The organism is Bacteroides sp. BFG-606 (assembly GCF_024788145.1).
Taxonomy (GTDB): Bacteria; Bacteroidota; Bacteroidia; order Bacteroidales; family Bacteroidaceae; genus Bacteroides; species Bacteroides vicugnae.
In genome coordinates this window covers 5,748,870-5,771,690 of the sequence record NZ_JANUIL010000001.1, presented here as the reverse complement: position 1 = coordinate 5,771,690, position 22,821 = coordinate 5,748,870, and the positions used below count along the sequence as shown (strand labels likewise).

The window sequence follows — 22,821 nt, the reverse complement described above, 5'->3', positions numbered from 1 at the left end:
CATGGATTACACGGATTAACACTGTTGCTTTGCGTAATCATAGTACTGAAGCTGTGAAATCTGTGTAATCCGTGCCTTAAAATAATAGCTTTAAGAAATAGTATGAACTAAATTAATAATGAGTACTTAACCATGAATAACCTGAAGAAACGAACGTTTTTAATCTTATCAGCAGTACTGGCTGCCACAACTTTCATGTTAGCGCAACAACAACCGTTGCCCGAATGGCAAAGCCAATATGCGGTGGGACTGAACAAACTCGCTCCTCACACATACGTATGGCCTTATGCCAACGCTTCCGACATTGAAAAGCCGGGAGGATACGAGCAGTCTCCATTTTATATGAGCCTGAACGGAAAGTGGAAATTCCATTGGGTGAAGAATCCCGATAACCGTCCGAAGGACTTTTACCAACCTTCTTATTATACAGGAGGATGGGCGGACATCAACGTGCCCGGTAACTGGGAACCACAGGGGTATGGTACAGCTATCTATGTCAACGAGACGTACGAGTTTGATGATAAAATGTTCAACTTCAAGAAAAATCCGCCGCTGGTTCCTTATGCAGAGAATGAAGTCGGCTCCTACCGCCGTACCTTCAAAGTGCCTGCCGACTGGCAAGGACGCAGGGTTGTACTTTGTTGTGAAGGAGTTATTTCTTTCTATTATGTATGGGTGAATGGAAAATTACTGGGATATAACCAGGGATCAAAGACGGCTGCCGAATGGGATATTACAGATGTACTGAATGAAGGTGAAAATGTGGTCGCTTTGGAGGTGTACCGTTGGAGTTCGGGCGCTTATCTGGAATGTCAGGATATGTGGCGTTTGAGCGGCATCGAACGTGACGTGTATCTTTACAGTACCCCCAAACAGTATATTGCAGACTATAAACTGAATGCTTCTTTAGACAAAGAGAAATACAAAGATGGTATTTTCGGACTTGAAGTGACCGTAGAGGGACCTTCCGCTACTACTTCTTCCATTGCTTATACACTGAAAGATGCTGATGGTAAAGCTGTTTTGCAGGATGCTATCCGGATAAAATCCCGTGGATTGAGCAATTTTATCGCATTTGAAGAAAAGAAGCTCCCCGGTGTAAAGGCTTGGAGCGCGGAGCATCCTTATCTTTATACATTAATGCTCGAATTGAAAGATGAACAAGGCAAGGTCACTGAACTGACCGGCTGTGAAGTAGGTTTCCGTATCTCGGAGATTAAAGACGGACGTTTCTGTATCAACGGCGTTCCGGTACTGGTGAAGGGAACCAACCGTCACGAACACTCCCAACTGGGACGTACTGTGAGCAAGGAACTGATGGAACTGGACATCAAACTGATGAAGCAGCACAATATCAACACCGTGCGTAACTCACATTATCCCACGCATCCTTACTGGTATCAACTTTGCGACCGTTACGGCTTGTACATGATTGACGAGGCAAACATCGAATCTCACGGAATGGGATATGGTCCTGCTTCCCTTGCTAAGGATAGTACTTGGCTGACTGCGCACATGGATCGTACCCACCGCATGTATGAGCGTTCCAAGAATCACCCGGCTATCGTTATCTGGTCGTTGGGAAATGAAGCCGGAAACGGAATCAACTTCGAACGTACCTATGACTGGCTGAAATCGGTAGAGAAAACTCGTCCCGTGCAGTATGAACGTGCTGAATTGAACTATAACACAGATATTTATTGCCGTATGTACCGCAGTGTGGACGACATCAAAGCGTATGTAAACGAGAAAGACATCTATCGTCCTTTCATTCTTTGTGAATACCTCCATGCAATGGGTAATAGTTGCGGTGGACTGAAAGAATACTGGGATGTATTTGAAAACAACCCGATGGCACAAGGCGGCTGCGTTTGGGACTGGGTGGATCAGTCATTCCGCGAAATAGACAAGAACGGTAAATGGTACTGGACGTATGGCGGTGATTACGGACCGGAAGGAATTCCGAGTTTCGGCAACTTCTGCTGTAACGGCTTGGTAGGTGCTAATCGTGAACCGCACCCGCATTTGCTCGAAGTAAAGAAAGTATATCAGAACATAAAAGCAACGCTCGCAAATCAGAAGAATCTGACCATCCGTGTTAAGAACTGGTATGATTTCTCTAACTTGAACGAGTATATACTGAACTGGAATGTGACGGCAGATAATGGCAAGATATTGGCGGAAGGTACGAAAATGGTTGATTGTGCGCCGCACGCCACCGTCGATGTTACTTTGGGTGCTGTAAAATTTCCGAATACAGTCCGTGAGGCTTATCTGAATATCAGCTGGACCCGTCGTGAAGCTTCTTCAATGATAGATAAGGACTGGGAAGTGGCATACGACCAGTTTGTACTTGCCGGTAATAAGAATTACACAGGCTACCGTCCGCAAAAAGCAGGCGAAACGACTTTCACCGTTGATGAGAAAACAGGAGCGCTTACTTCATTGAATCTGAACGGCAAAGATTTATTGGCTGCTCCGCTGACATTGAGCCTTTTCCGCCCGGCAACGGATAATGACAACCGGGATAAGAACGGCGCACGCCTGTGGCGCGATGCAGGACTGGATGGTCTGACCCAGAAAGTAATTTCACTGAAGGAAAGTAAGACTTCGACTACTGCCCGTGTAGAAATTCTAAATGCGAAAAATCAAAAGGTAGGAACAGCCGACTTTGTGTATTCGTTGGATAAAAACGGTGCACTGAAGGTACACACTACTTTCCAACCTGATACGACCATCGTGAAATCCATAGCCCGCTTGGGACTGATATTCCGGGTAGCGAACTCTTACGATCAGGTTTCTTATCTGGGACGTGGGGACAATGAAACATACGTTGACCGCAATCAATCCGGCAAAATCGGTGTATATCAGACCACACCGGAACGGATGTTCCATTATTATGTTGCTCCGCAGGCTACGGGTAACCGCACCGATGTACGTTGGGCAAAATTGGCAGATACTTCCGGTGAAGGCATCTTTGTTGAGTCGGATCGTGCTTTCCAGTTTAGTATCATTCCTTTCTCGGATGTATTATTAGAGAAGGCCCGCCATATTAATGAACTGGAACGTGACGGATTGCTGACTGTACATCTGGATGCCGAACAGGCAGGCGTGGGAACGGCCACTTGTGGTCCCGGAGTATTACCGCAATATCTGGTTCCATTAAAGAAACAGAGTTTTGAATTTACCCTTTATCCGGTGAAATAGATACTGAATCAATAGGTTTTTAGATAATATATACAGGTGGGGGTTGCACTGATTGGATGGAATATCGTAAGAAAGTATTCTGTGATAATCGTTGAAATCTGCACCTTTATTTTATCTTTGTACGATTACAATAATGAATAGACCATGAATAAACTACTAACCTCTCTTTTATTGTCTGTTACTCTCATGGGTGGAGTGCAGGCGCAGAAAAAAGAAAACTATTATGTGAAGCATGTTGAGTTTCCTCAGGGTGCAACTCTTGAACAGAAAGTCGATATGGCAGCACGGCTGGTACCCACTCCGCAGCAATATGCCTGGCAGCAAATGGAACTGACTGCTTTCCTTCATTTCGGAATCAACACCTTTACCGGACGTGAATGGGGCGACGGAAAAGAGGACCCCGCACTTTTTAACCCTTCGGAACTGGATGCTGAACAATGGGTACGTACCCTCAAGGAAGCCGGCTTTAAAATGGTGCTTCTGACTGCAAAACATCACGACGGTTTCTGCCTGTGGCCTACGGCTACTACCAAACATTCCGTAGCCTCTTCTCCCTGGAAAAACGGACAAGGCGATGTAGTGAAAGAACTTCGTGCTGCCTGTGATAAATATGATATGAAGTTTGGAGTATATCTTTCTCCCTGGGACCGGAATGCGGAATGTTATGGAGACTCTCCCCGTTACAATGATTTTTTTATCCGGCAACTGACTGAATTGCTCACTAATTATGGTGAAGTGCATGAAGTCTGGTTCGACGGAGCGAATGGAGAAGGTCCGAACGGAAAGAAACAGGTGTATGATTGGGATGCTTTCTATCAGACCATCCAACGCCTTCAACCCAGAGCTGTGATGGCAATTATGGGGGATGATGTCCGCTGGGTAGGAAACGAAAAAGGATTAGGACGTGCAACTGAATGGAGTGCAACTGTGCTAACTCCCGGCATATATACCCGTTCACAAGAGAATAATAATCGTCTGGGAGTTTTTGGTAAAGCGGAAGATTTGGGAAGTCGTAAGATATTGGAGAAAGCTACGGAATTATTCTGGTATCCTTCGGAGGTGGACGTATCCATTCGTCCGGGATGGTTCTATCATGCGGAAGAAGACAGCAAAGTGAAGTCTTTGAAACATTTGGCGGATATTTATTTTCAATCAGTAGGTTATAATTCCGTTTTGTTGCTGAATATTCCTCCGGATCGTAGGGGATTGATTAATGAAGCCGATGTGCAGCGATTGAATGAATTTGCAGTTTATCGTGAGCGGGTATTCGCTTCTAACAAGGTTGTGAATGGTCGAAAATATTGGAATGCAACTTTCGGCAGTGAAAAGGTTTATTCATTGAAGCCGAATGCAGAGATAAATGTGGTGATGCTTCAGGAGGATATAACGAAAGGGCAGCGGGTAGAAGCCTTTACGGTGGAAGCCCTGACTGATAATGGTTGGAAGGAAGTTGGAAAAGGTACGACGATAGGATATAAGCGTATGTTGCGTTTTCCGACAGTTAAAGCCAGTAAGCTTCGCGTGAAAATAGACGAATGCCGGTTGACCGCATCTATTAGTCAGGTTGCTGCCTATTATGCGGAACCTTTGCAGGAAGAAACAAAGAAAGAAGACTGGAATAATTTGCCGCGTTCCGGATGGAAACAAGTGGCCGTCTCTCCATTAACGGTTGATTTGGGGAAGACAGTAACATTGAACAGTTTTACGTATGCTCCCGCGAAAGCCGAGGCTAAGCCAACGATGGCATTCCGTTATAAATTCTTTGTAAGTGTGGATGGTAAGAATTGGAAAGAGGTGCCTACTAGTGGGGAGTTCAGCAATATCATGCATAATCCGTTGCCACAGACGGTTGCTTTCAATCAGAAAGTGAGGACACGTTTCATTAAACTGGAGGCCACTACACCTGATGCTGCCGTTGCTAAAGTAAATATGGATGAAATAGGAGTGATGGTGGCTCCCTGATAGAGCCCTCATCGGAAGATATGTTTAGAGAATAGCAGTGTAGACCGGCCTCTTGATTTTTAATGAATCAGGTGCCGGTCTCTTTTTTTTCTAAACCAAATGAATATTTTACTGTTATTAATTAAAAAAAGACAGAAGTTATGTTAGTAGTAGATTTAGGAAAATGGATGAATAAAACCCTCATAAATTGGGGAATAGATCCGGCTGTTGCCGATCGTTTTGATGAGACTATTATGGCTTTATTGATGATAGTGGTTGCCATCGTTCTGAATTACCTCTGCCAGGCGATTCTAATCGGAGGAATGAAACAGTATACGAGGCGGAAGCCCCATCAGTGGAATACATTGCTGATGAAGCGCAAGGTGTTTCATCATTTGATTCATACCATCCCGGCTTTTTTGGTTTATGCTTTGTTGCCGATGGCTTTTATCCGGGGAAAAGAGTTGTTGTTGATTTCTCAAAAGGTATGTGTCATTTATATTATTTTCTCTTTACTATTGGCTATCAATGGGATTCTGTTGATGATAATGGATATCTATGATGGAAAAGAAACGATGAAGGATCGCCCGATGAAAGGGTTTATTCAGGTCTTGCAGGTGCTTCTTTTCTTTGTAGGTGGAATTGTGATCGTTGCCATTATCGTGAATAAGTCTCCTGCCACTTTGTTTGCCGGGTTGGGTGCTTCGGCAGCTATTTTGATGTTGGTGTTCAAGGATTCCATATTAGGCTTTGTGGCAGGTATCCAGCTTTCTGCCAATGACATGGTCCGTCCGGGCGACTGGATAACATTGCCTTCCGGCGACGCAAATGGTACGGTACAGGAGATAACATTGAATACGGTCAAGATTCAGAATTTTGATAATACTATTTCCACTATTCCCCCTTATACGTTAGTGAGCAGCCCTTTCCAGAATTGGCGGGGAATGGTGCAGTCGGGAGGACGACGGGTGATGAAGAATATCACTTTGGATTTAACTACACTTCAATTCTGTACGCCGGAAATGCTGGACCGTTACCGGAAAGAAATTCCATTAATGGCGGATTATCAACCGGAAGAAGGAGTGGTTCCTACCAATTCTCAAGTGTACAGGGTGTATATTGAGCGCTATTTGTGCAGTCTGCCTGTGGTCAATCAGGATTTGGATCTGATTATCAGCCAGAAAGAAGCTACCATGTACGGAGTACCTATTCAGGTTTACTTCTTCTCCCGCAATAAGGTTTGGAAAGAATACGAGCGTATTCAGTCCGATATCTTCGATCATTTGCTGGCAATGGTTCCGAAGTTTGATTTAAAAGTTTATCAGTACTCGGATTAGTCAACCATCAACAGGGGAATATATATTCTCAAGTATTCTCACCACTATGAGAATTTATTCTCATAGTGGTGAGAACTTTTTCTCATTGCAATGAGAATATTTTCTCACTACGGTGAGAATGATCTCTTGTCAGAATATACTGTGACGTCGTTTAGTGAGTTCTAATCAATAGGGAATCAGTTCGAAGTCTGCATAAACAGGAAGATGATCGCTGATACCTCCCTGATATTTCATTCCTTTGTAGGTGCGGAAAGGTTCTTTATCCCCATATTTCTCGTCTTCTTTCAGTAAAAAGGGGAGAAGACAGACGTTTGCTCTTTCTTCACTGGTGAAAAAATGGCTCGATTGATTTAATAGAGTGCCCGATACAATCAGGTGGTCAAGCAACCCCCATTCACCGCGATATTTGTAAGAACCGAAGCTTTTTGACTTTGCTTTCCGGGCAAGCAGATGATATAGTTTTAATGAGGAAGGAACAATTGTTGAACGGTTGGTGGAGTTGAGTGTTGAGGCTGGATCTTGGGTAGTAATGGGAGGTGCTTCGGCTTCCAGTACTTTCTGGATAGATTGATTCGTGGGATAATCATTGAAATCTCCCATAATAATAACTTGTGGATGAGAACGAATATTCAGAATGTGATCGACTTCCGTGCGCAGAATTTGAGCTGCGTATAAACGATAGGGTTCCGATTCTTTAGCTCCACCCGAACGGCTTGGGAGATGGCAGACAAATACATCTAATGTATCTCCTGTCAACAGAAGTCCGCTGACGTGCAGTAAATCTCTTGTCGGGCGGTATTGTCCCAATGGAGGAATGGGGATAGAACGGGAAGATAACAACTTGAATAAATCCCGTTGATAAAGCAAGGCTACGTCAATCCCTCTCAAATCAGGGGAATCAGTCATTACATAACGATAGTTAAGCTCTTTTAAAGGAGAACGGCGGGTCAGATCACGCAGCACCGTATCATTTTCTACTTCGCATAATCCGACTAGCGCAGGAGGATTCCATTCTCCAATAGCTGTGATTACGCGCGCCACATCAGCCAGCTTTTTCTTATATCTGCTATAATTCCAATGACGCAGCGCATCGGGAAGAAACTCACGGTCGTTCTTTAAACTATCATGATGCGTATCAAACAGGTTTTCTATGTTCCAGCTGACAACACGGAAAGGGATTCTTTCTTCCTGACAGGGAGCTTGTTTGCTATGATAGTCTTGTGCGATGACATAACAAGGAGCGAAGAAACTTACGACAATTAAAAACATTGTGAAAAAGAGCATGGCAACAGCATTTTTTTTTCGCTTGTTACCATACTCTTCTTTGTGATATTTGGTCTGTCTGTTATTTCTTGGCAGGTACATGTGCCAAGATATCCAATAGATGTTTCCAGAACTTCTCTACGGTAGGAATAAGCATCCGTTCGTCGGGAGAGTGAACGCCTGTAAGTGTCGGTCCGAAAGAAACCATATCCAACGTTGGATACTTATCAAGGAACAGGCCGCACTCCAATCCTGCGTGGATTGCTTTTACTTTCGCATCTACGCCGAATAAACGTTTGTATGATTCAACAGCTACTTCGAGGATGGCCGAATGTGGATTCGGTTTCCATCCCGGATAACCTTCTCCGAAAGTAACATTGGCTCCTGCCAGTTGGAATACGGCACGAACCGTGTTCGCCATATCGTTGCGTGCGGACAGTATAGAACTTCTCTGACTGGTTTCAATGCGGATGATATGGTTGGGCTTCATCTTGACAGATGCCAGATTGGTAGAAGTTTCCACCAGTCCGGGAATATCCTGGCTCATGGCATATACACCGTGAGGAGCTGCATACAGAGCTTTTAATAAACGGGCGGTAGTATCTTGGTCGATAGCCATTTTGCGCGGAGTTTCCGATTCGAGAACCAGCTTTAAGTCAGGCTCTACAACGGACAATTCGTCTTCCATTTCGCTGGTGAAGATATTCAGTTCGGTGCGGACATCGTGTTTGGCATCTTCGGGAACAGCACAGATGGCATAAGCCTCGCGGGGAATAGCGTTGCGCAGGTTACCTCCGTTGATTTCACATAGGTACAGATCGTGTCTGGCAGCCATGCGGGAAAGGAAGCGGTTCAGAATTTTGTTGGCATTGCCACGTCCCAGGTGAATATCGCCACCGGAGTGACCGCCTTTCAGCCCTTTCACTTCCACCTTGAAGAAGAAATATCCGGCGGGAACTTCCACTTCCTTATAAGCAAATTCTGCAACGGAGTCAATACCTCCGGCACATCCGATAAAGATTTCCCCTTCATCTTCCGAATCGAGGTTCAGAAGGATGTCACCGCTCATAAAACCTTCTTGCAGGGCAAAAGCTCCGGTAAGTCCGGTTTCTTCGTCTACGGTAAACAGGCATTCCAGCGGACCGTGCTCAATGCTGTCGTCAGCCAGGATAGCCAGCTCGGTAGCTACACCGATACCGTTGTCGGCTCCGAGGGTAGTACCTTTGGCTTTCAGCCATTCACCGTCAATTTCCGTTTCGATGGGATCGGTGAGGAAGTCATGTTGAACGTCGTTATTCTTTTCGCATACCATGTCGATATGCGATTGCAGAACGACGGTTTGCAGATTTTCTTTTCCCGGAGTAGCGGGCTTTTTAATCAATACGTTGCCGGCTTCGTCCACCTTGGTTTCCAGATTATGTTTTGCTCCGAATGCCTTCAGGTAGGCAATCATTTTCTCTTCCTTCTTCGAAGGGCGCGGCACTTGGCAGATTTCCTCGAAATACTTGAATACGCCAGCCGGCTTTAAGTCTTTTTTTCCATGCTGTTTCTATTTTATAATAGGAATAGAAGGGCTGTTTTCGCTTCTTCTATTGCTAAATATGGTTAATTTGATTGACTTATCTGAACTCATATCTCATTAAAGCCTATCTTTGCACTCACAAAATTAATAGAAATGGTTGAGACTATACTGATAACTTTGTTAATAGTTGCTATTTCCCTGGTATTATTAGGGGTGAAAGTATTCTTTACGAAGGGCGGGAAGTTCCCGAATGGTCATGTGAGCGGGAATAAAGCGTTGCGTCAGAAAGGAATCGGATGCGCACAATCGCAAGATCGCGAAGCACAAAAGAAACCGCGTTTTTCTATTAACGAGTTGGAAAAAGCCTTGAACGATAGTATGAATTAAATTTATTAAAAACAATACTTATTAATTATGAATAGAATGAACTACCTCATGAACGGTTTGGCTGCTCTTGCGTTTATCGTTTTATTTTCACAATGTGCTGGCAAAACTGACAATCAAACTACAAATGCTCCGGCGCAGGCTAATGCCGAACTGTCAGGAATGAAAATTGCCTATGTTGAAATAGATACGCTGCTTGCCAAATACAATTTCTGTATTGACTTGAATGAGGCGATGGTAAAGAAGAGCGAAAACGTTCGTATGACATTGAATCAGAAGGCTACCTCTTTGAACAAGGAAAAACAAGATTTTCAGAAGAAAGTTGAAAATAATGCTTTCCTGTCACAAGATAGAGCGCAGCAAGAGTACAACCGTCTGGTGAAGTTGGAACAAGATTTGCAAGAGTTGAGCAACAAACTTCAGAATGGTCTGATGGAAGAGAACAATAAGAATAGCTTGCAATTCCGCGATTCTATCAACGCTTTCCTGAAAGAATATAATAAGACTCACGGATATAGCCTGATCTTCAGCAACACTGGTTTCGATAACCTGCTTTATGCTGACAGCACTTTCAATATTACAAAAGAAATTGTTGATGGGTTGAATGCAAGATATTCACCTGTGAAGAAATAAATGATATTAAACTGTTCCGTTCCTTATAAAAAGGACGGAATATTATCGAATTAAAAAAGTTATGCCTGTTCAAGACTGCGAAGCCATGAACGGGCTTTTTTTATGATCTTTCTTTTTCTTCTTCCTGTGGAATACGGAAAGCGGTGTAAAGTTCGAGGATGGCAGCAACTGTGAGGCAGGCAATCCATTCATTGCCTCGTGTGGTAAACATAAAGGCTCCGGTCAGGATAAGTGCCAGTGCACCGAATATCTGCTGAACGCGCAGGCGTTTCAATGTTTTGCTCTTTCCTTTGACGGGTGTGTTCACTTGTGCCAATGCGATACATCCGGCTCCAACAGTATATATGTAAGGAGCGTATATCCATCCGGTGATAAATACGGCTGCTCCGGCGAGAGCCATTATGGCGCCCACGACAAAAAGGGCAGGTACTAATTGTTTCATTCTTTAATCTTCAAAAACGTAAATATCTTCGTTGGGTTTCTTCATCAGATACTTTTCACGGGCGATCTGTTCGATGGCGTCCGGATTGGTACTTATTTCGTTGAGACGTTTGGTATTCTCTTCGTAATCTGTCCGGTACTTTTCTATCTCTTCTTTCAACTGGCTGATTTCCCGTTCATATCCGAAACGACGAATCAGGCTGTTCTCGTCCAGAAAGCCAATGATAACAGCAAATGCAACGACCGTAATGAGGTACTTGCGTCTGCATATGAAACTCCAGATACTGATTAGTTTACCCATAATTTCTCCTTTTAATATCTGCAAAGATAAAACTAATAACTTAAAAACTTATCGCTTCGGCTTCAAAACTTCTCTCTTTATCCCTTATTACTTATCACTTTTTTTGTGTACATTTGCAGAATAAGCGAAAATTCAAAAAACAGAGAGAATCCCGGATATGGAAAACTATATCGTTTCAGCCCGTAAATACCGTCCGTCCACGTTCGAATCGGTGGTGGGACAGCGGGCGTTGACTACTACGCTGAAAAATGCAATTGCTACCCAAAAACTGGCTCATGCTTATTTGTTTTGCGGACCGCGCGGGGTAGGAAAGACGACTTGCGCGCGTATCTTTGCCAAAACCATTAATTGTATGACGCCCACCGCTGACGGAGAGGCTTGCAATCAGTGTGAGTCATGTGTAGCTTTCAACGAACAGCGGTCATATAATATTCACGAACTCGATGCTGCTTCCAATAACTCGGTGGATGACATTCGCCAATTGGTGGAGCAAGTACGCATCCCGCCACAGATTGGTAAGTATAAGGTATATATCATCGACGAGGTGCATATGCTCTCGGCATCTGCTTTCAATGCGTTCCTGAAAACGCTGGAAGAGCCTCCCCGCCATGCAATCTTTATTCTGGCTACGACGGAGAAGCATAAGATTCTTCCTACTATTCTTTCCCGTTGTCAGATTTATGACTTTAACCGGATAAGTGTGGAAGATACGGTGAGCCATCTGTCGTACGTTGCTTCGAAAGAAGGAATCACGGCAGAGCCGGAAGCGCTGAATGTGATAGCCATGAAGGCGGACGGTGGTATGCGTGATGCTTTGTCTATCTTCGACCAGGTGGTTAGTTTCACCGGAGGAAATATCACCTATAAGAGTGTGATTGATAATCTGAATGTACTTGATTATGAATATTATTTCCGTCTGACGGATTGCTTCCTCGAAAACAAGGTGAGTGACGCATTGTTGCTTTTCAATGATATATTGAATAAAGGTTTTGACGGAAGTCACTTTATTACCGGATTATCGTCTCATTTCCGTGACCTGTTGGTCGGGAAAGACCCGGTGACATTGCCTTTGCTGGAAGTGGGAGCGAGCATACGCCAACGCTATCAGGAACAGGCGCAGAAATGTCCGCTACCTTTTTTGTACCGGGCTATGAAGCTGTGTAATGAGTGCGATTTGAATTACCGCATCAGCAAAAATAAGCGTTTGCTGGTAGAACTGACCTTGATACAGGTTGCACAGCTTACCACCGAGGGGGATGACGTGAGTGGTGGGCGTGGCCCTAAGAAGACCATAAAACCCGTATTCACTCAGCCTGCCGCAGCACAGCAGCCGCAGGTAGCTTCTGCCACTCAGGTTCAGCAGGCTCCAGTTCATTCGTCTCCGTCTTCAGTTACAACACAGGCTGCTAATGGCACTACTGCCCAGTATCCGCAGGCTTCTGCGGCTGTGCAACAGGGAGCACCGGCTTCTCCTAGGGCGGCTTCGTCTGCTCCGTCGCAAGGAGCGGGAGTTGCTCAGACTGCCAAGGAAGAACGGAAAATTCCCGTGATGAAGATGTCCAGCTTGGGGGTATCTATCAAGAATCCGCAGCGTGACCAAGTATCGCAGAATGCGACTACAACTTATGTTCCTAAGGTGCAACAACCGGAAGAGGATTTTATGTTCAATGACCGGGATTTGAATTATTATTGGCAGGAGTATGCCGGCCAGTTGCCGAAAGAACAGGATGCTCTCGCAAAACGTATGCAAATGCTCCGTCCGGCGTTGCTTAACAACTCAACGACTTTTGAAGTGGTGGTTGATAATGAGTTTGCTGCAAAGGATTTTACAGCTTTGATTCCCGAATTGCAGGATTATCTTCGCGGCAGACTGAAGAACAGTAAAGTGATGATGACAGTGCGGGTAAGTGAGGCAACAGAAACAGTGCGTCCTGTGGGACGTGTCGAGAAATTCCAGATGATGGCTCAAAAGAATCAGGCATTGATGCAACTGAAAGATGAGTTCGGGTTGGAATTATATTAATGTACTTACTTCTATCAGATTACCATCCGGATCTCTGAAATAAATACTCCGGATGGCATCCTGCGCACCTTGACGCTGGACTATACCGACTTCTATTTCTATTCCTTTGGATTCTACTTCGGCTTTTATTTCCTCTATGTTTCCTTCTGTCAGTAAACAGATGTCCGCACTTCCGAAAGCAGGATGCTTGGCGGCAGGAAGGAACTGTGCTTTTCCTACGTGAAGATTGATTTTCTGATTACCGAACTTGACGGCAAAGCGTTGGTTGCTTGTATCGGCTTCCATTCCCAGGACTTCTGTGTAGAAATGTAGGCTTTTATCTATATCGGACACCGGTATGACGATATGGTCGATATTCTTGATTTTCATATCAATGTAGGCGTTGATTCATGCGGTCTTCATATCCGTCTGAAGGTTTTCTTCCCGGCATGACAATCCACAGGATAATATATATAATCACTCCGGCGAAAGCGGTGAAGAATGTAGCCAATATATATACTATTCTCAATAAAGTAGCATCCCATCCGAAATATTCAGCTATTCCGGCACATACACCTGCAATCATTCGATTGGAAGAGCGGGTTAATTTCTTTTCATTTTCCATGATATACTATGTTCTTTTAGTGCAAATGCTACACAAATATAGAGAATATATTTGGTTTATGGGTTAAACGGAAAGATTTATGTATTATTTGTTAGCATTTTAACTTACTTAATTGGGGGTCAACAATAGACCAACAATAAGGAATATTAGGTAGGATTTAGCATGATTTACTCTCTAAGATGCCTATTTCCTGAAAGCAGAAAACCCTCATAAGCGATTGACTTACAAGGGTTTTTGTTGGGTGGAAGACCGGACTCGAACCGGCGACATTCAGAACCACAATCTGACGCTCTAACCAACTGAACTACATCCACCATGTCTGCGTTTCTCTAACGCGGTGCAAAGATAGATATTATCTTCTAATCTCCAAAAGATTCTGCTATTTTTTTCGAAAAAAGTATATTCTTTTATTCCCCGATTGTGCTTGCTGAAAAGGGTTCGCGCATCATTTACAAAGATTTTCAGAGAGTTACGTGCTTGTAAAGGAATTGAATCAATCGGCAAATTGACAGGGAGCAATTGATGATTTTTTTTTCCTGATTGAATGGGACGGGCTGTCCATACCAAACTATAATCACAATTATTGAGGCGGACAGTGCTGTCTTTTACTAATTCCATTCTTACCATCAGTCCTCCGTCAGTGCGGCGGGCGGACATATTGGAAATATAATTTCCCAGCGAATAGACTACGAGATGTTTGTCATTCGTCAGGCTGTCTGTGCGAACTTCGATGGGCTGAACTACGTGAGGATGGGAGCCGATGATATGGTTTACTCCTTTTTCAATCAGCCAATTGGCGAGGAATTTTTGCTCTTTGTCCGGGAGTGACTGGTATTCGATTCCCCAATGCATACAAGCTATGATGGCATCCGGCTTCATTGCTTTACTCTCTTCAATATCTTTGGCGATGATGGCTGTATCGATATAGTTCACGATATTAGGAGAGGTAACGGGGATGCCGTTTGTTCCATACGTGTAGTTGAGCAGAGCGATGCGGAATCCGTTCTTTTCTAATAAAAGAGGATATTTCTTTTCGCGTTCATCAGCGTTGATATACGTGCCTGCGTGTGGAACCTTTAAAGAGTCTATTAATTGAATGGTTCTCTCCAGTCCGGATTTACCACGATCGAGACTGTGGTTGTTGGCAGTCACTAAAACATTGAAACCTGCATCGTGAATTGCGGTCAGAAATTCGTCCGGCGCGCTGAAAGCAGGATAACCTTTGTAAGGTTTGCCTCCTAATGTCACTTCCAGGTTGGCGATAGAGAGATCGGCTTTTTTTATCTCTTCTTTGACATACGCAAAGCATGTGGAGTAATCATAACCGGTCGATGTTCGTGCAGCGTTGATTTGTCCCTGATGTTGCATGAGGTCACCTACAAAAAGGAGGCGTAGGGTGTCGGTGGGGAAGATGCTGTCGGAAAGTCCGTCCGATAGGGTGTCAATGATAGAATCTCTCTTTGCCTGCGACCGGGAGGTGCAGGACAAAGAGAGAAGCAAAATCATCAGAAACAGGGTATGTCTCATTGATAAATAGCTTTCTTACCAGCTAAGAGTGTATTTTTCATTAACGATACAATCGTCATTGGTCCGACACCGCCCGGTACGGGAGTGATGAATGAGCATTTCGGTGCAACTTCGTCAAACTTTACGTCACCTGTCAGTTTAAAGCCGGATTTCTTGGTTGCATCCGGCACACGGGTAGTACCTACGTCAATAACTACCGCGCCTTCTTTCACCATTTCGGCTTTTACAAAGTTCGGTTGTCCCAAAGCAGCGATAATAATATCAGCTTCCTGACATTCTTTTACCAGGTCTTTGCTACGGCTGTGGCATACGGTTACTGTGGCATCGCCCGGATAGGCTTTCTGCATCATCAGGGCAGCCATCGGTTTGCCGACAATATTGCTGCGTCCGAGTACGACGCATTTTTTTCCGGAAGTTTCTATGTTATAACGTTTCAACAATTCGAGAATGCCGTTGGGAGTAGCAGATACGTAACATGGAAGTCCGATGGACATACGGCCTACGTTGATCGGGTGGAAACCGTCTACGTCTTTACGGTAATCAATTGTTTCGATTACTTTCTGTTCGGAGATATGTTTGGGTAGGGGAAGTTGTACGATAAAGCCGTCCACGTCGTTGTCTTCGTTCAGTTCACGTACTTTGGCAAGCAGTTCTTCTTCGGTCACGTCACTTTCATAACGGATGAGGGAAGACTTGAATCCACATACTTCACAGGCTTTTACTTTGGCAGCTACATAAGTCTCGCTACCACCATCGTGTCCTACAAGAATAGCGGCCAGGTGCGGGCGTTTTTCGCCATGAGCCACCATTTCGGCTACTTCGGCTGCAATCTCTTGTTTTACTTGTTCGGAAATTGCTTTTCCGTCTATCAGAGTCATATTTTCAGAGTATTTATTGGTGATGGACAAAAGTAAAATAAATAACTGAACTCTCCAAAGGGATTGGAATTTTTGTCAAGAGATGAGTGGTATAAAAAAGAGGGAGCCGAAACTCCCTCTTCTTACTTATCATTAGATTTGGATCTATTGAATGATTACTTTTTCATCTTAGGCATCATCTTACCCATTTTGCTGCTAGTCACCATTTTCATCATTTTGCGTGTCTGGTCGAACTGTTTCAGCAGGCGGTTTACTTCCTGGATAGTCGTTCCGCTACCTTTGGCGATACGCGTACGGCGTGAACCGTTCAGTATTTCCGGGTTGGAACGTTCTGCCGGAGTCATGGAATAAATAATGGCTTCGATGCTCTTGAAAGCATTGTCGTCAATATCAATGTCTTTGATTGCTTTTCCTACTCCCGGAATCATGGAAGCTAGGTCTTTCAGATTACCCATTTTTTTGATTTGTGCAATCTGGCTAAGGAAGTCGTTGAAGTCGAATTGGTTTTTGGCAATTTTCTTCTGTAAGCGTTTGGCTTCTTCTTCATCGTATTGTTCCTGAGCACGTTCTACCAATGAAACGATGTCACCCATACCGAGAATACGGTCGGCCATACGGGCAGGGTGGAACTGGTCGATTGCTTCCAGTTTTTCACCTGTACCTACGAATTTAATCGGTTTGTTCACTACCGAACGGATAGAAAGAGCCGCACCACCGCGGGTATCACCATCGAGTTTGGTCAGTACCACACCGTTAAAGTCCAGACGTTCGTTGAATTCTTTAGCAGTGTTTACAGCGTCCTGACCGGTCATGGAGTCTACCACGAACAGAATTTCGTCCGGGTTGATTGCTTTTTTAATAGCGGCGATCTCGTTCATCATCTGCTCGTCTACTGCCAGACGTCCGGCTGTATCGACGATAACGAGATCGTATCCTTTGGCTTTGGCTTCCTGAATGGCGTGTTGTGCGATTTCTATCGGATCCTTGCTGTCCAGTTCACAGTACATCGGTACTTCAATCTGTTCTGCCAATACACGCAACTGTTCGATAGCTGCCGGACGGTAAACGTCACAAGCGACCAATAATGGCTTACGGTTCTTCTTGGTTTTCAGCATCCGTGCCAGTTTACCGGAGAAAGTGGTCTTACCCGAACCCTGCAAACCTGACATCAGGATAACTGCCGGACGGGCGTCGATATTGATCTCGGCTGTCTCTCCACCCATCAACTGTGTAAGTTCATCATGCACGATCTTCACCATCAACTGGCTTGGCTTCACAGCCGTAAGAACGTTCTGGCCAAGCGCTTTTTCTTTCACTGTATCCGTGAAATTCTTTGCAACCTTGTAGTTTACGTCGGCGTCGAGAAGTGCTTTACGTACGTCTTTCAGTGTCTCCGCCACGTTGATTTCGGTGATTTTGCCTTCACCTTTCAGAATCTTGAATGACCGTTCTAGTCTTTCACTTAAATTATCGAACATAGTTATTTAATTACGAATTACTAATTACAATTTACTTGGGCAAAAGAGAGACTTTTCCGTCTACTCTTTATTTGAGCTTGCAAATGTACAAAAATCTCTTGTATTTATATCTTTTTATTTTGCCATTTTGCTTTTTTGAGATAAATATAACTTGTGATCAACAGTAAGCTATAATACACAATCTCAATTGTAAAGCAGATTTCAATCGGTGCTTTCAGCCACATTCCGATGAAAACTATGTAGGACCCGTAGATGATGATTGTAATTGTTTCGAGCAACAGGGCTGCTTGTGTATTTCCTGTTCCGGAGATGCCGTTGAACACCACGTTGGCTACAGATGCGATAAGCATGGCGCAACAAATAACGTATACTGAGGGCACGGATTCCGTAATGAGTGCCGCTTCACTGGTGTAGATGGAGAGCAGGAACTCTGGAAATAATGCTGATACTGCTACTAATCCCAGCATGATGAAAAAGGAGAACCGGGCAATTTTATTGATGAGCGGCATCACGTGCTGGATACCTCCCGCACCGATGGCGTTGCTGACAAGACTGTTGGTGGTAGTAGCCAATGCATTGACCGGAATCAGCAGTACGACGTAGATACTCCGGACGATATTGGCAATCGCCAGTTCCCGTTGTCCCAACCGTTCTACGGCTACGAAGAATACGAACCAGGTAGCCATTGACAGGAAATATTGCAGCATAGTGAAACAGGAGATACTAAGTATCCGCATCAGCAATGCCGGGTCGAATGTACGCAGACGGTTCAGACCATATTTCTTCAAATCGACGGTGAGGTATGTGTAAATGACGAAAAAGAGAATGGAGGAAGCTTCTGCCAGTACGGAGGCGATAGCCGCTCCCTTGATACCCATTTCCGGCAAACCGAACTTTCCGAAAATTAATGCGTAGTCCAGTACTACATTGGTTAATGCCATGACGATGGCATTGATCGTTAGTACTTTAGTGCGTGTAATGCCGATATACAATGCCCGGAACATGACATTGATGAACGAGAAAAAGAATCCGTAAATACGCCAGTCCAGAAACTCCATCGTTCCCTCGTAGATGGATTCTGAAGAAACCAGTAAACGCATGATGTTTCCGCCGAATGCTTTGGTGAATCCGAATAGCAGCAGTGCCATCACGAATAGGAACATGACTCCTTGAATCATGACGGGACCGACATCCGAATAGCGTCCTTCGCCGTTGCGTCGTGCTATGACTATCTGCGAACCGGTACTGAATCCGAATGCGATGGTGAATACGCATATATAGAATAACCCACCCATAGCCGATGCTCCAAGGGCTACCTCACTCACGTGTCCGAGGAATGCTGTGTCGGTGACATTGATGACATTTTGTGCCAGCAAGCTTAGTAGTATCGGATAACTGACACTCCAAATCTGTTTGTTGGTGTACATAATTAAGTGTTTAAGTTTACACTTTGCAAAGATAGTGCTTTATTTCGATTCGGAAACGATGGGGTAGATGAAAACAATTTCCGGACCTTCGGGAGTTTTATCGTTGACGAGATAGTTTCCTCCGAAATGTTTTAGCAATAACAGGTTTATATCATGCCGGATGATGGTTTCCTGTGATACGAATGCATGGTCTGCCAAAGGTGAATTAGTGATCCGGAAACGGAGCATATCTTCATCCCGGTTTAATGTGAATCGGATGATTCGTGCTTGTCTGTGTTCTTGCGGGTATACCAGTGCGCTAAGCAAGGCCTGCGTCAGTCGTGTTATATCGGTATGGATTTGAGCGTCTGTTTCACTGGAAAACTCAATCTGGATACCTGTTTTCTCGTTTTGCATCTGCGCCATGCAACATGCTTCCTTACATAGGGTAGTGGCATCATAGTCTTGCAACTGGAACTTCATCATTTGGGCTTCCAAACGGGATAAGTCGAGAACGTCATTGACAAGTCTCATTAACTTCTCCGAACTTTTGTGGATGATGTTTGAGTATTCTTGCCTTATTTCCTTGTCTATGTTGGGTTCACTGGCTATGAGTTGTGAGAAACCGACTACATTGTTGAGCGGGGTACGGATGTTATAGCTCATGTTGGACAGGAAGCGATTTTTTATTTCATTGGTTTTCCGCACGTTTTCTGTTGTTTTCCGGATTTCGTTTTCTGCGTATTTGAGTGCTTTCCGTACCATAAAGAGTCGCGCCATAAAGATAAAAAGCAGAAGCAGGATAACAAATATAAAGATCAGATAGGTGAGCTGGAGCCGGTTGTTTTCCCTTTTTTGATCCAGTTCTGTTTTTTCGATATTGTATTTGCTCTGTATCTGTGCCATCTGATTGTTTGAGAGTACAGTGGCTGTCGAGTCTTTGATGGCGAGTGCCTCCTCATACAGAGGGATGGCTTTTTCGCTTTGCCCTGCCTGTTTCCATATTCTGGCCTTTTCGAGTAGCTGTTCGGCATAGTCGCTTGTGAAGTCTTTCTTCAACATCGTCAGTGTCGTGTCGATATAATCCGATGCCTGTTGGTAGTCTCCAATTGCTTGGTGATATTTGGCAAATGTGTCGAAATAGAGTACTTTATACATGAAATAAGTATTCTCATCCAGATATTCTTTAGATTTTACAAGATGTTCATAAGCTTGTTGCGGCTGATGGGTATTCAGGTAATAATAGCTGTAGAACAGTTCATTGAACAGATATACATCGGCAAACCCCGTTTTTAAAGATGGGTTCGCACTGATATGGTTATGAAGGGTGTTTTCCAGTTCCTGCAGATATTTGAGTAGTTTTTTATTATCCTTCTTTTCTTTGACAACGGATACTAACTGTGATAATACCGAGATACGGACCACCGGATTTTCTGTCGGGGTGAGTAGCTGGTAGGCAGTCTCCAGTGCTTCTATTCCTTTATCCCAGCGTTGACTGCCGATATATGCATTGCTCAGGCATTGATAGGCGGCTATACTCCCCCGGTTACTATTCCTTTGGGAGGCTTGCTGTTGCATCTTTTGAGATTCGTTGATAGCAAGTTCATATTGTTCGTTGAATGTGTACAGATCTATCTGGAAACGTTTGGCATCAAAGAAGTAATTCCATAAATCTGATTTCCGGGCATGAGGCTCCATTATGGTGAGCCATTTCGCTACACTGTCTTGATTATTACGATTGTAATAGTATAAGATATGGTAGTAAGCGGCCAGACCGGCGTATCTGTCGTTTCTCAGTTGCAATGCTTCTTTCATTAATACATCTGAATATTGGATACATTGCTGGTTGTTTTGTTCTATTCTGATGATTTTATTAAGAACATTCAGCCGTGTCGTATCGTATGGTAACGTTTGCAACACCTTTATCAGGCTATCTGATTCCAAAACAATCTCGGTACTGGCTTTTCCGGTGAAGGCGCAGCATAATAGAAGGAACAGGAGCAGGACTTGTTTCATTCTGCTTCCTCCTTTCCTGGTTGCTCATGGTAAATAGGGTGTGTGAACAGGAAACGGGCTCCTTCCTTATAATTGGAGTCAAGCCATATTTTGCCGCCCAGCTGCTCGATAATGAGTTGGCAGATAGACAAGCCGAGTCCTGTGCCTTGAGCATTTTCATTTAGTTTCTCAAAACGGTTGAATATTTTATTCTGATTCTCCGGAGAGATACCGCAACCGGTGTCGGTCACAGAAAACAGTGCTATATCTTCTGTCTGTTTTTCCAATTCCATGGTGATGGAGCCTTGCGGAGTAAATTTGGTTGCGTTGATGAGAAGGTTGATTAATAATTGTTGCAACCTTGCATTGTCTGTCGTCAGTTCTAATGAATGGAGAGAGGTTGAAAAACGGACGTTTGCATTTGTCTGTTTTATTTTCTCAACCATGTCGATAACATTTCTGCATATTGCTACTGCATCACACCGCTCATATTTGAATTTCATCTTGCCCACTTCGAGACTGGACAAGTCGATTACGTCGTTAATCAGCTTGAGTAACAGTTCTGAATTTTGCTGAATAATATCGCTACACTGTTTCCGGGTCTCGTTGTCGATGGATTCTTCCGTCAGGATAGAGGAGAAGCCGGACAACGCATTGAGTGGTGTCCGAATTTCATGGCTCATGTTGGAAAGGAAAAGGCTCTTTGCCCGGATGGAATTTTCTTCTTGCTTTTTCGCTTTTTCCAGCTCCTGTTGTGATTGGCGCAGTTTTTTATTCCCTCGTTTGACCAAAAGGATGAAAAATACAATCAGTATGACAATGAATAGGATGGTAAACCAACTCCAGAAAAGGATTGTCTTCTGTCTGTTTAAGTTGTCCAGTTCGTTTTTGTCTATTTGGTAGAGGGTGTGTAATTCGTTGATTTGGCGAATATAATTCATTGCGTCCAAAGAGTCTTTGTACGTATTGAATATTTCATAGGCTTCACATGCTTCCTTGCCTTTTCCCATCAGGGCAAGTATGTGGGCACGATCCTTTTGTACTTGTAAGGATGTGTATGAGTTGGTAGTTTTCGTATGTGAAAGTAATTCATCAAGTGTGTTTAATGCCTGAATGTACTCTTTAGATTCAGTGTAGTAGCAAGAGTACAAGTATTTAATCATTAAATGAAAATATGGGTACAGATGCTGCTGACTGATTTGCTTGGCTTGCTGTATGTGGTTTAATGCTTCGGGAAGATGGTGTGTCTGAATACGGTAGAATGCCTGACAGTAAACTAGATGAAAGTCGTCTTGTGGATTCCCGCCTTTGTCAGTAACAGATTCGAGTTCCCGGATATTGTCTTCTATATCTGTCATTTGATGATATTTGAGTTTGGTCAGAATGAGTTGGGGCAGAATTGTTTTGACATATTGGCTGGCATGAGGGATTTTCCGGATCACTTCTAATGCTTCCCTGTATGATTCGATGGCGGCTTGTGGCGTTGATGAACTTAAATAAGTATTTCCAATGGCGTGTAATGCGAGTGCTGTCCCCAGAGGATAATCCATTTCTTTGGCTTTCTGGTACATCTGGTTGGCCTGATTGATGGCAAGACTGATGTTGCCTTCTGCTATCAAGGCCTGAACGGTCAGCAAATTTATTTGAAATAGGAGTGGATATTGTTGTTTCTTTTGTAATTCCGGTTCTAAAAGTTTTTCCCAGGCAATGATGCTGTCGATAGGGATGTCCGGACTGAATGGATGATTATATTCAAGTAAAGGTTGTAATAAAGAAAGACGATCTGAATTTGTACGTGCTGCATATAAGGTGACCGATATTAATACGGTTACGACTATTGCAATTATATGACGTCTGTATTTTTTCACTTGATATAAGAAT

At 43.9% G+C, this 22,821-nt stretch carries 17 protein-coding genes, 1 tRNA gene and 1 pseudogene; 6 read left to right on the top strand and 13 right to left on the bottom strand.

Annotation, left to right across the window (positions count from 1 at the left end):
* Positions 1-132 precede the first annotated feature (132 nt).
* From NXV01_RS22390 to NXV01_RS22380, 3 genes are all read left to right on the top strand, one after another.
* Complete coding sequence (locus tag NXV01_RS22390; protein ID WP_259023253.1) at positions 133-3,207, top strand: glycoside hydrolase family 2 TIM barrel-domain containing protein; 3,075 nt, start codon at positions 133-135, stop codon at positions 3,205-3,207.
* Between the two features lie 144 nt (positions 3,208-3,351).
* Entirely contained in the window at positions 3,352-5,169 is a 1,818-nt protein-coding gene (locus tag NXV01_RS22385) for an alpha-L-fucosidase (RefSeq protein WP_259023252.1), read from the top strand.
* A gap of 140 nt (positions 5,170-5,309) precedes the next feature.
* Entirely contained in the window at positions 5,310-6,485 is a 1,176-nt protein-coding gene (locus NXV01_RS22380) for a mechanosensitive ion channel family protein (RefSeq protein WP_148364735.1), read from the top strand.
* 165 nt (positions 6,486-6,650) lie between these two features.
* On the opposite strand, the gene NXV01_RS22375 is transcribed toward NXV01_RS22380, so the two are convergent.
* Complete coding sequence (locus NXV01_RS22375) at positions 6,651-7,850, bottom strand: endonuclease/exonuclease/phosphatase family protein (protein WP_195649511.1); 1,200 nt, start codon at positions 7,848-7,850, stop codon at positions 6,651-6,653.
* The gene (locus NXV01_RS22370) at positions 7,831-9,240 is read right to left on the bottom strand and encodes an aminoacyl-histidine dipeptidase (RefSeq protein ID WP_259023474.1); all 1,410 of its coding nucleotides are present in this window, start codon (positions 9,238-9,240) and stop codon (positions 7,831-7,833) included. The genes NXV01_RS22375 and NXV01_RS22370 overlap by 20 nt, the downstream gene beginning before the upstream one ends.
* A gap of 183 nt (positions 9,241-9,423) precedes the next feature.
* Here NXV01_RS22370 and NXV01_RS22365 point away from each other — a divergent pair, with 183 nt between their 5' ends.
* Positions 9,424-9,657, top strand: a complete 234-nt coding sequence (locus tag NXV01_RS22365; protein ID WP_004300805.1) for a hypothetical protein — start codon at positions 9,424-9,426, stop codon at positions 9,655-9,657.
* A 27-nt stretch (positions 9,658-9,684) separates the two neighbouring features.
* Entirely contained in the window at positions 9,685-10,287 is a 603-nt protein-coding gene (locus NXV01_RS22360; RefSeq protein ID WP_004300804.1) for an OmpH family outer membrane protein, read from the top strand.
* A gap of 100 nt (positions 10,288-10,387) precedes the next feature.
* On the opposite strand, the gene NXV01_RS22355 is transcribed toward NXV01_RS22360, so the two are convergent.
* Together NXV01_RS22355 and NXV01_RS22350 are read right to left on the bottom strand one after the other, a co-directional pair.
* Positions 10,388-10,729 (bottom strand): hypothetical protein, encoded by a 342-nt coding sequence (locus tag NXV01_RS22355; protein ID WP_148364738.1) that lies wholly within the window; start codon positions 10,727-10,729, stop codon positions 10,388-10,390.
* 3 nt (positions 10,730-10,732) lie between these two features.
* The gene (locus tag NXV01_RS22350) at positions 10,733-11,029 is read right to left on the bottom strand and encodes a septum formation initiator family protein (RefSeq protein WP_148364739.1); all 297 of its coding nucleotides are present in this window, start codon (positions 11,027-11,029) and stop codon (positions 10,733-10,735) included.
* A gap of 157 nt (positions 11,030-11,186) precedes the next feature.
* Here NXV01_RS22350 and NXV01_RS22345 point away from each other — a divergent pair, with 157 nt between their 5' ends.
* Positions 11,187-13,052 carry a DNA polymerase III subunit gamma/tau gene (locus tag NXV01_RS22345; protein ID WP_195649508.1) on the top strand — a complete coding sequence of 622 codons (1,866 nt, stop codon included), beginning with the start codon at positions 11,187-11,189 and terminating at the stop codon, positions 13,050-13,052.
* Here NXV01_RS22345 and NXV01_RS22340 read toward each other — a convergent pair.
* The 9 genes and pseudogenes from NXV01_RS22340 to NXV01_RS22300 all read right to left on the bottom strand — a co-directional run bounded on the left by NXV01_RS22340 (position 13,044) and on the right by NXV01_RS22300 (position 22,808).
* Positions 13,044-13,421, bottom strand: coding sequence for a VOC family protein (locus tag NXV01_RS22340; protein ID WP_259023251.1), 378 nt, complete (start codon positions 13,419-13,421; stop codon positions 13,044-13,046). The two genes, NXV01_RS22345 and NXV01_RS22340, sit on opposite strands and share 9 nt — an antisense overlap.
* A 1-nt stretch (position 13,422) precedes the next feature.
* Complete coding sequence (locus NXV01_RS22335; RefSeq protein ID WP_004300799.1) at positions 13,423-13,656, bottom strand: PspC domain-containing protein; 234 nt, start codon at positions 13,654-13,656, stop codon at positions 13,423-13,425.
* A gap of 239 nt (positions 13,657-13,895) precedes the next feature.
* Positions 13,896-13,971: transfer RNA gene (locus NXV01_RS22330), tRNA-His, on the bottom strand.
* Between the two features lie 69 nt (positions 13,972-14,040).
* Positions 14,041-15,183 (bottom strand): annotated as a pseudogene (locus NXV01_RS22325) (CapA family protein); the annotation flags it as partial.
* Positions 15,180-16,061 carry a bifunctional methylenetetrahydrofolate dehydrogenase/methenyltetrahydrofolate cyclohydrolase FolD gene (gene folD / locus NXV01_RS22320; protein ID WP_148364743.1) on the bottom strand — a complete coding sequence of 294 codons (882 nt, stop codon included), beginning with the start codon at positions 16,059-16,061 and terminating at the stop codon, positions 15,180-15,182. The pseudogene NXV01_RS22325 and the gene folD, both read right to left, overlap by 4 nt.
* 155 nt (positions 16,062-16,216) lie before the next feature.
* Entirely contained in the window at positions 16,217-17,539 is a 1,323-nt protein-coding gene (gene ffh / locus NXV01_RS22315) for a signal recognition particle protein (protein WP_259023250.1), read from the bottom strand.
* Between the two features lie 104 nt (positions 17,540-17,643).
* Complete coding sequence (locus tag NXV01_RS22310) at positions 17,644-18,966, bottom strand: MATE family efflux transporter (protein WP_195649505.1); 1,323 nt, start codon at positions 18,964-18,966, stop codon at positions 17,644-17,646.
* Between the two features lie 39 nt (positions 18,967-19,005).
* Positions 19,006-20,961 carry a HAMP domain-containing sensor histidine kinase gene (locus tag NXV01_RS22305; RefSeq protein WP_148364746.1) on the bottom strand — a complete coding sequence of 652 codons (1,956 nt, stop codon included), beginning with the start codon at positions 20,959-20,961 and terminating at the stop codon, positions 19,006-19,008.
* Positions 20,958-22,808, bottom strand: a complete 1,851-nt coding sequence (locus tag NXV01_RS22300; protein ID WP_259023249.1) for a HAMP domain-containing sensor histidine kinase — start codon at positions 22,806-22,808, stop codon at positions 20,958-20,960. Before NXV01_RS22300 ends, NXV01_RS22305 begins: the two co-directional genes overlap by 4 nt.
* Between the last annotated feature and the right edge of the window lie 13 nt (positions 22,809-22,821).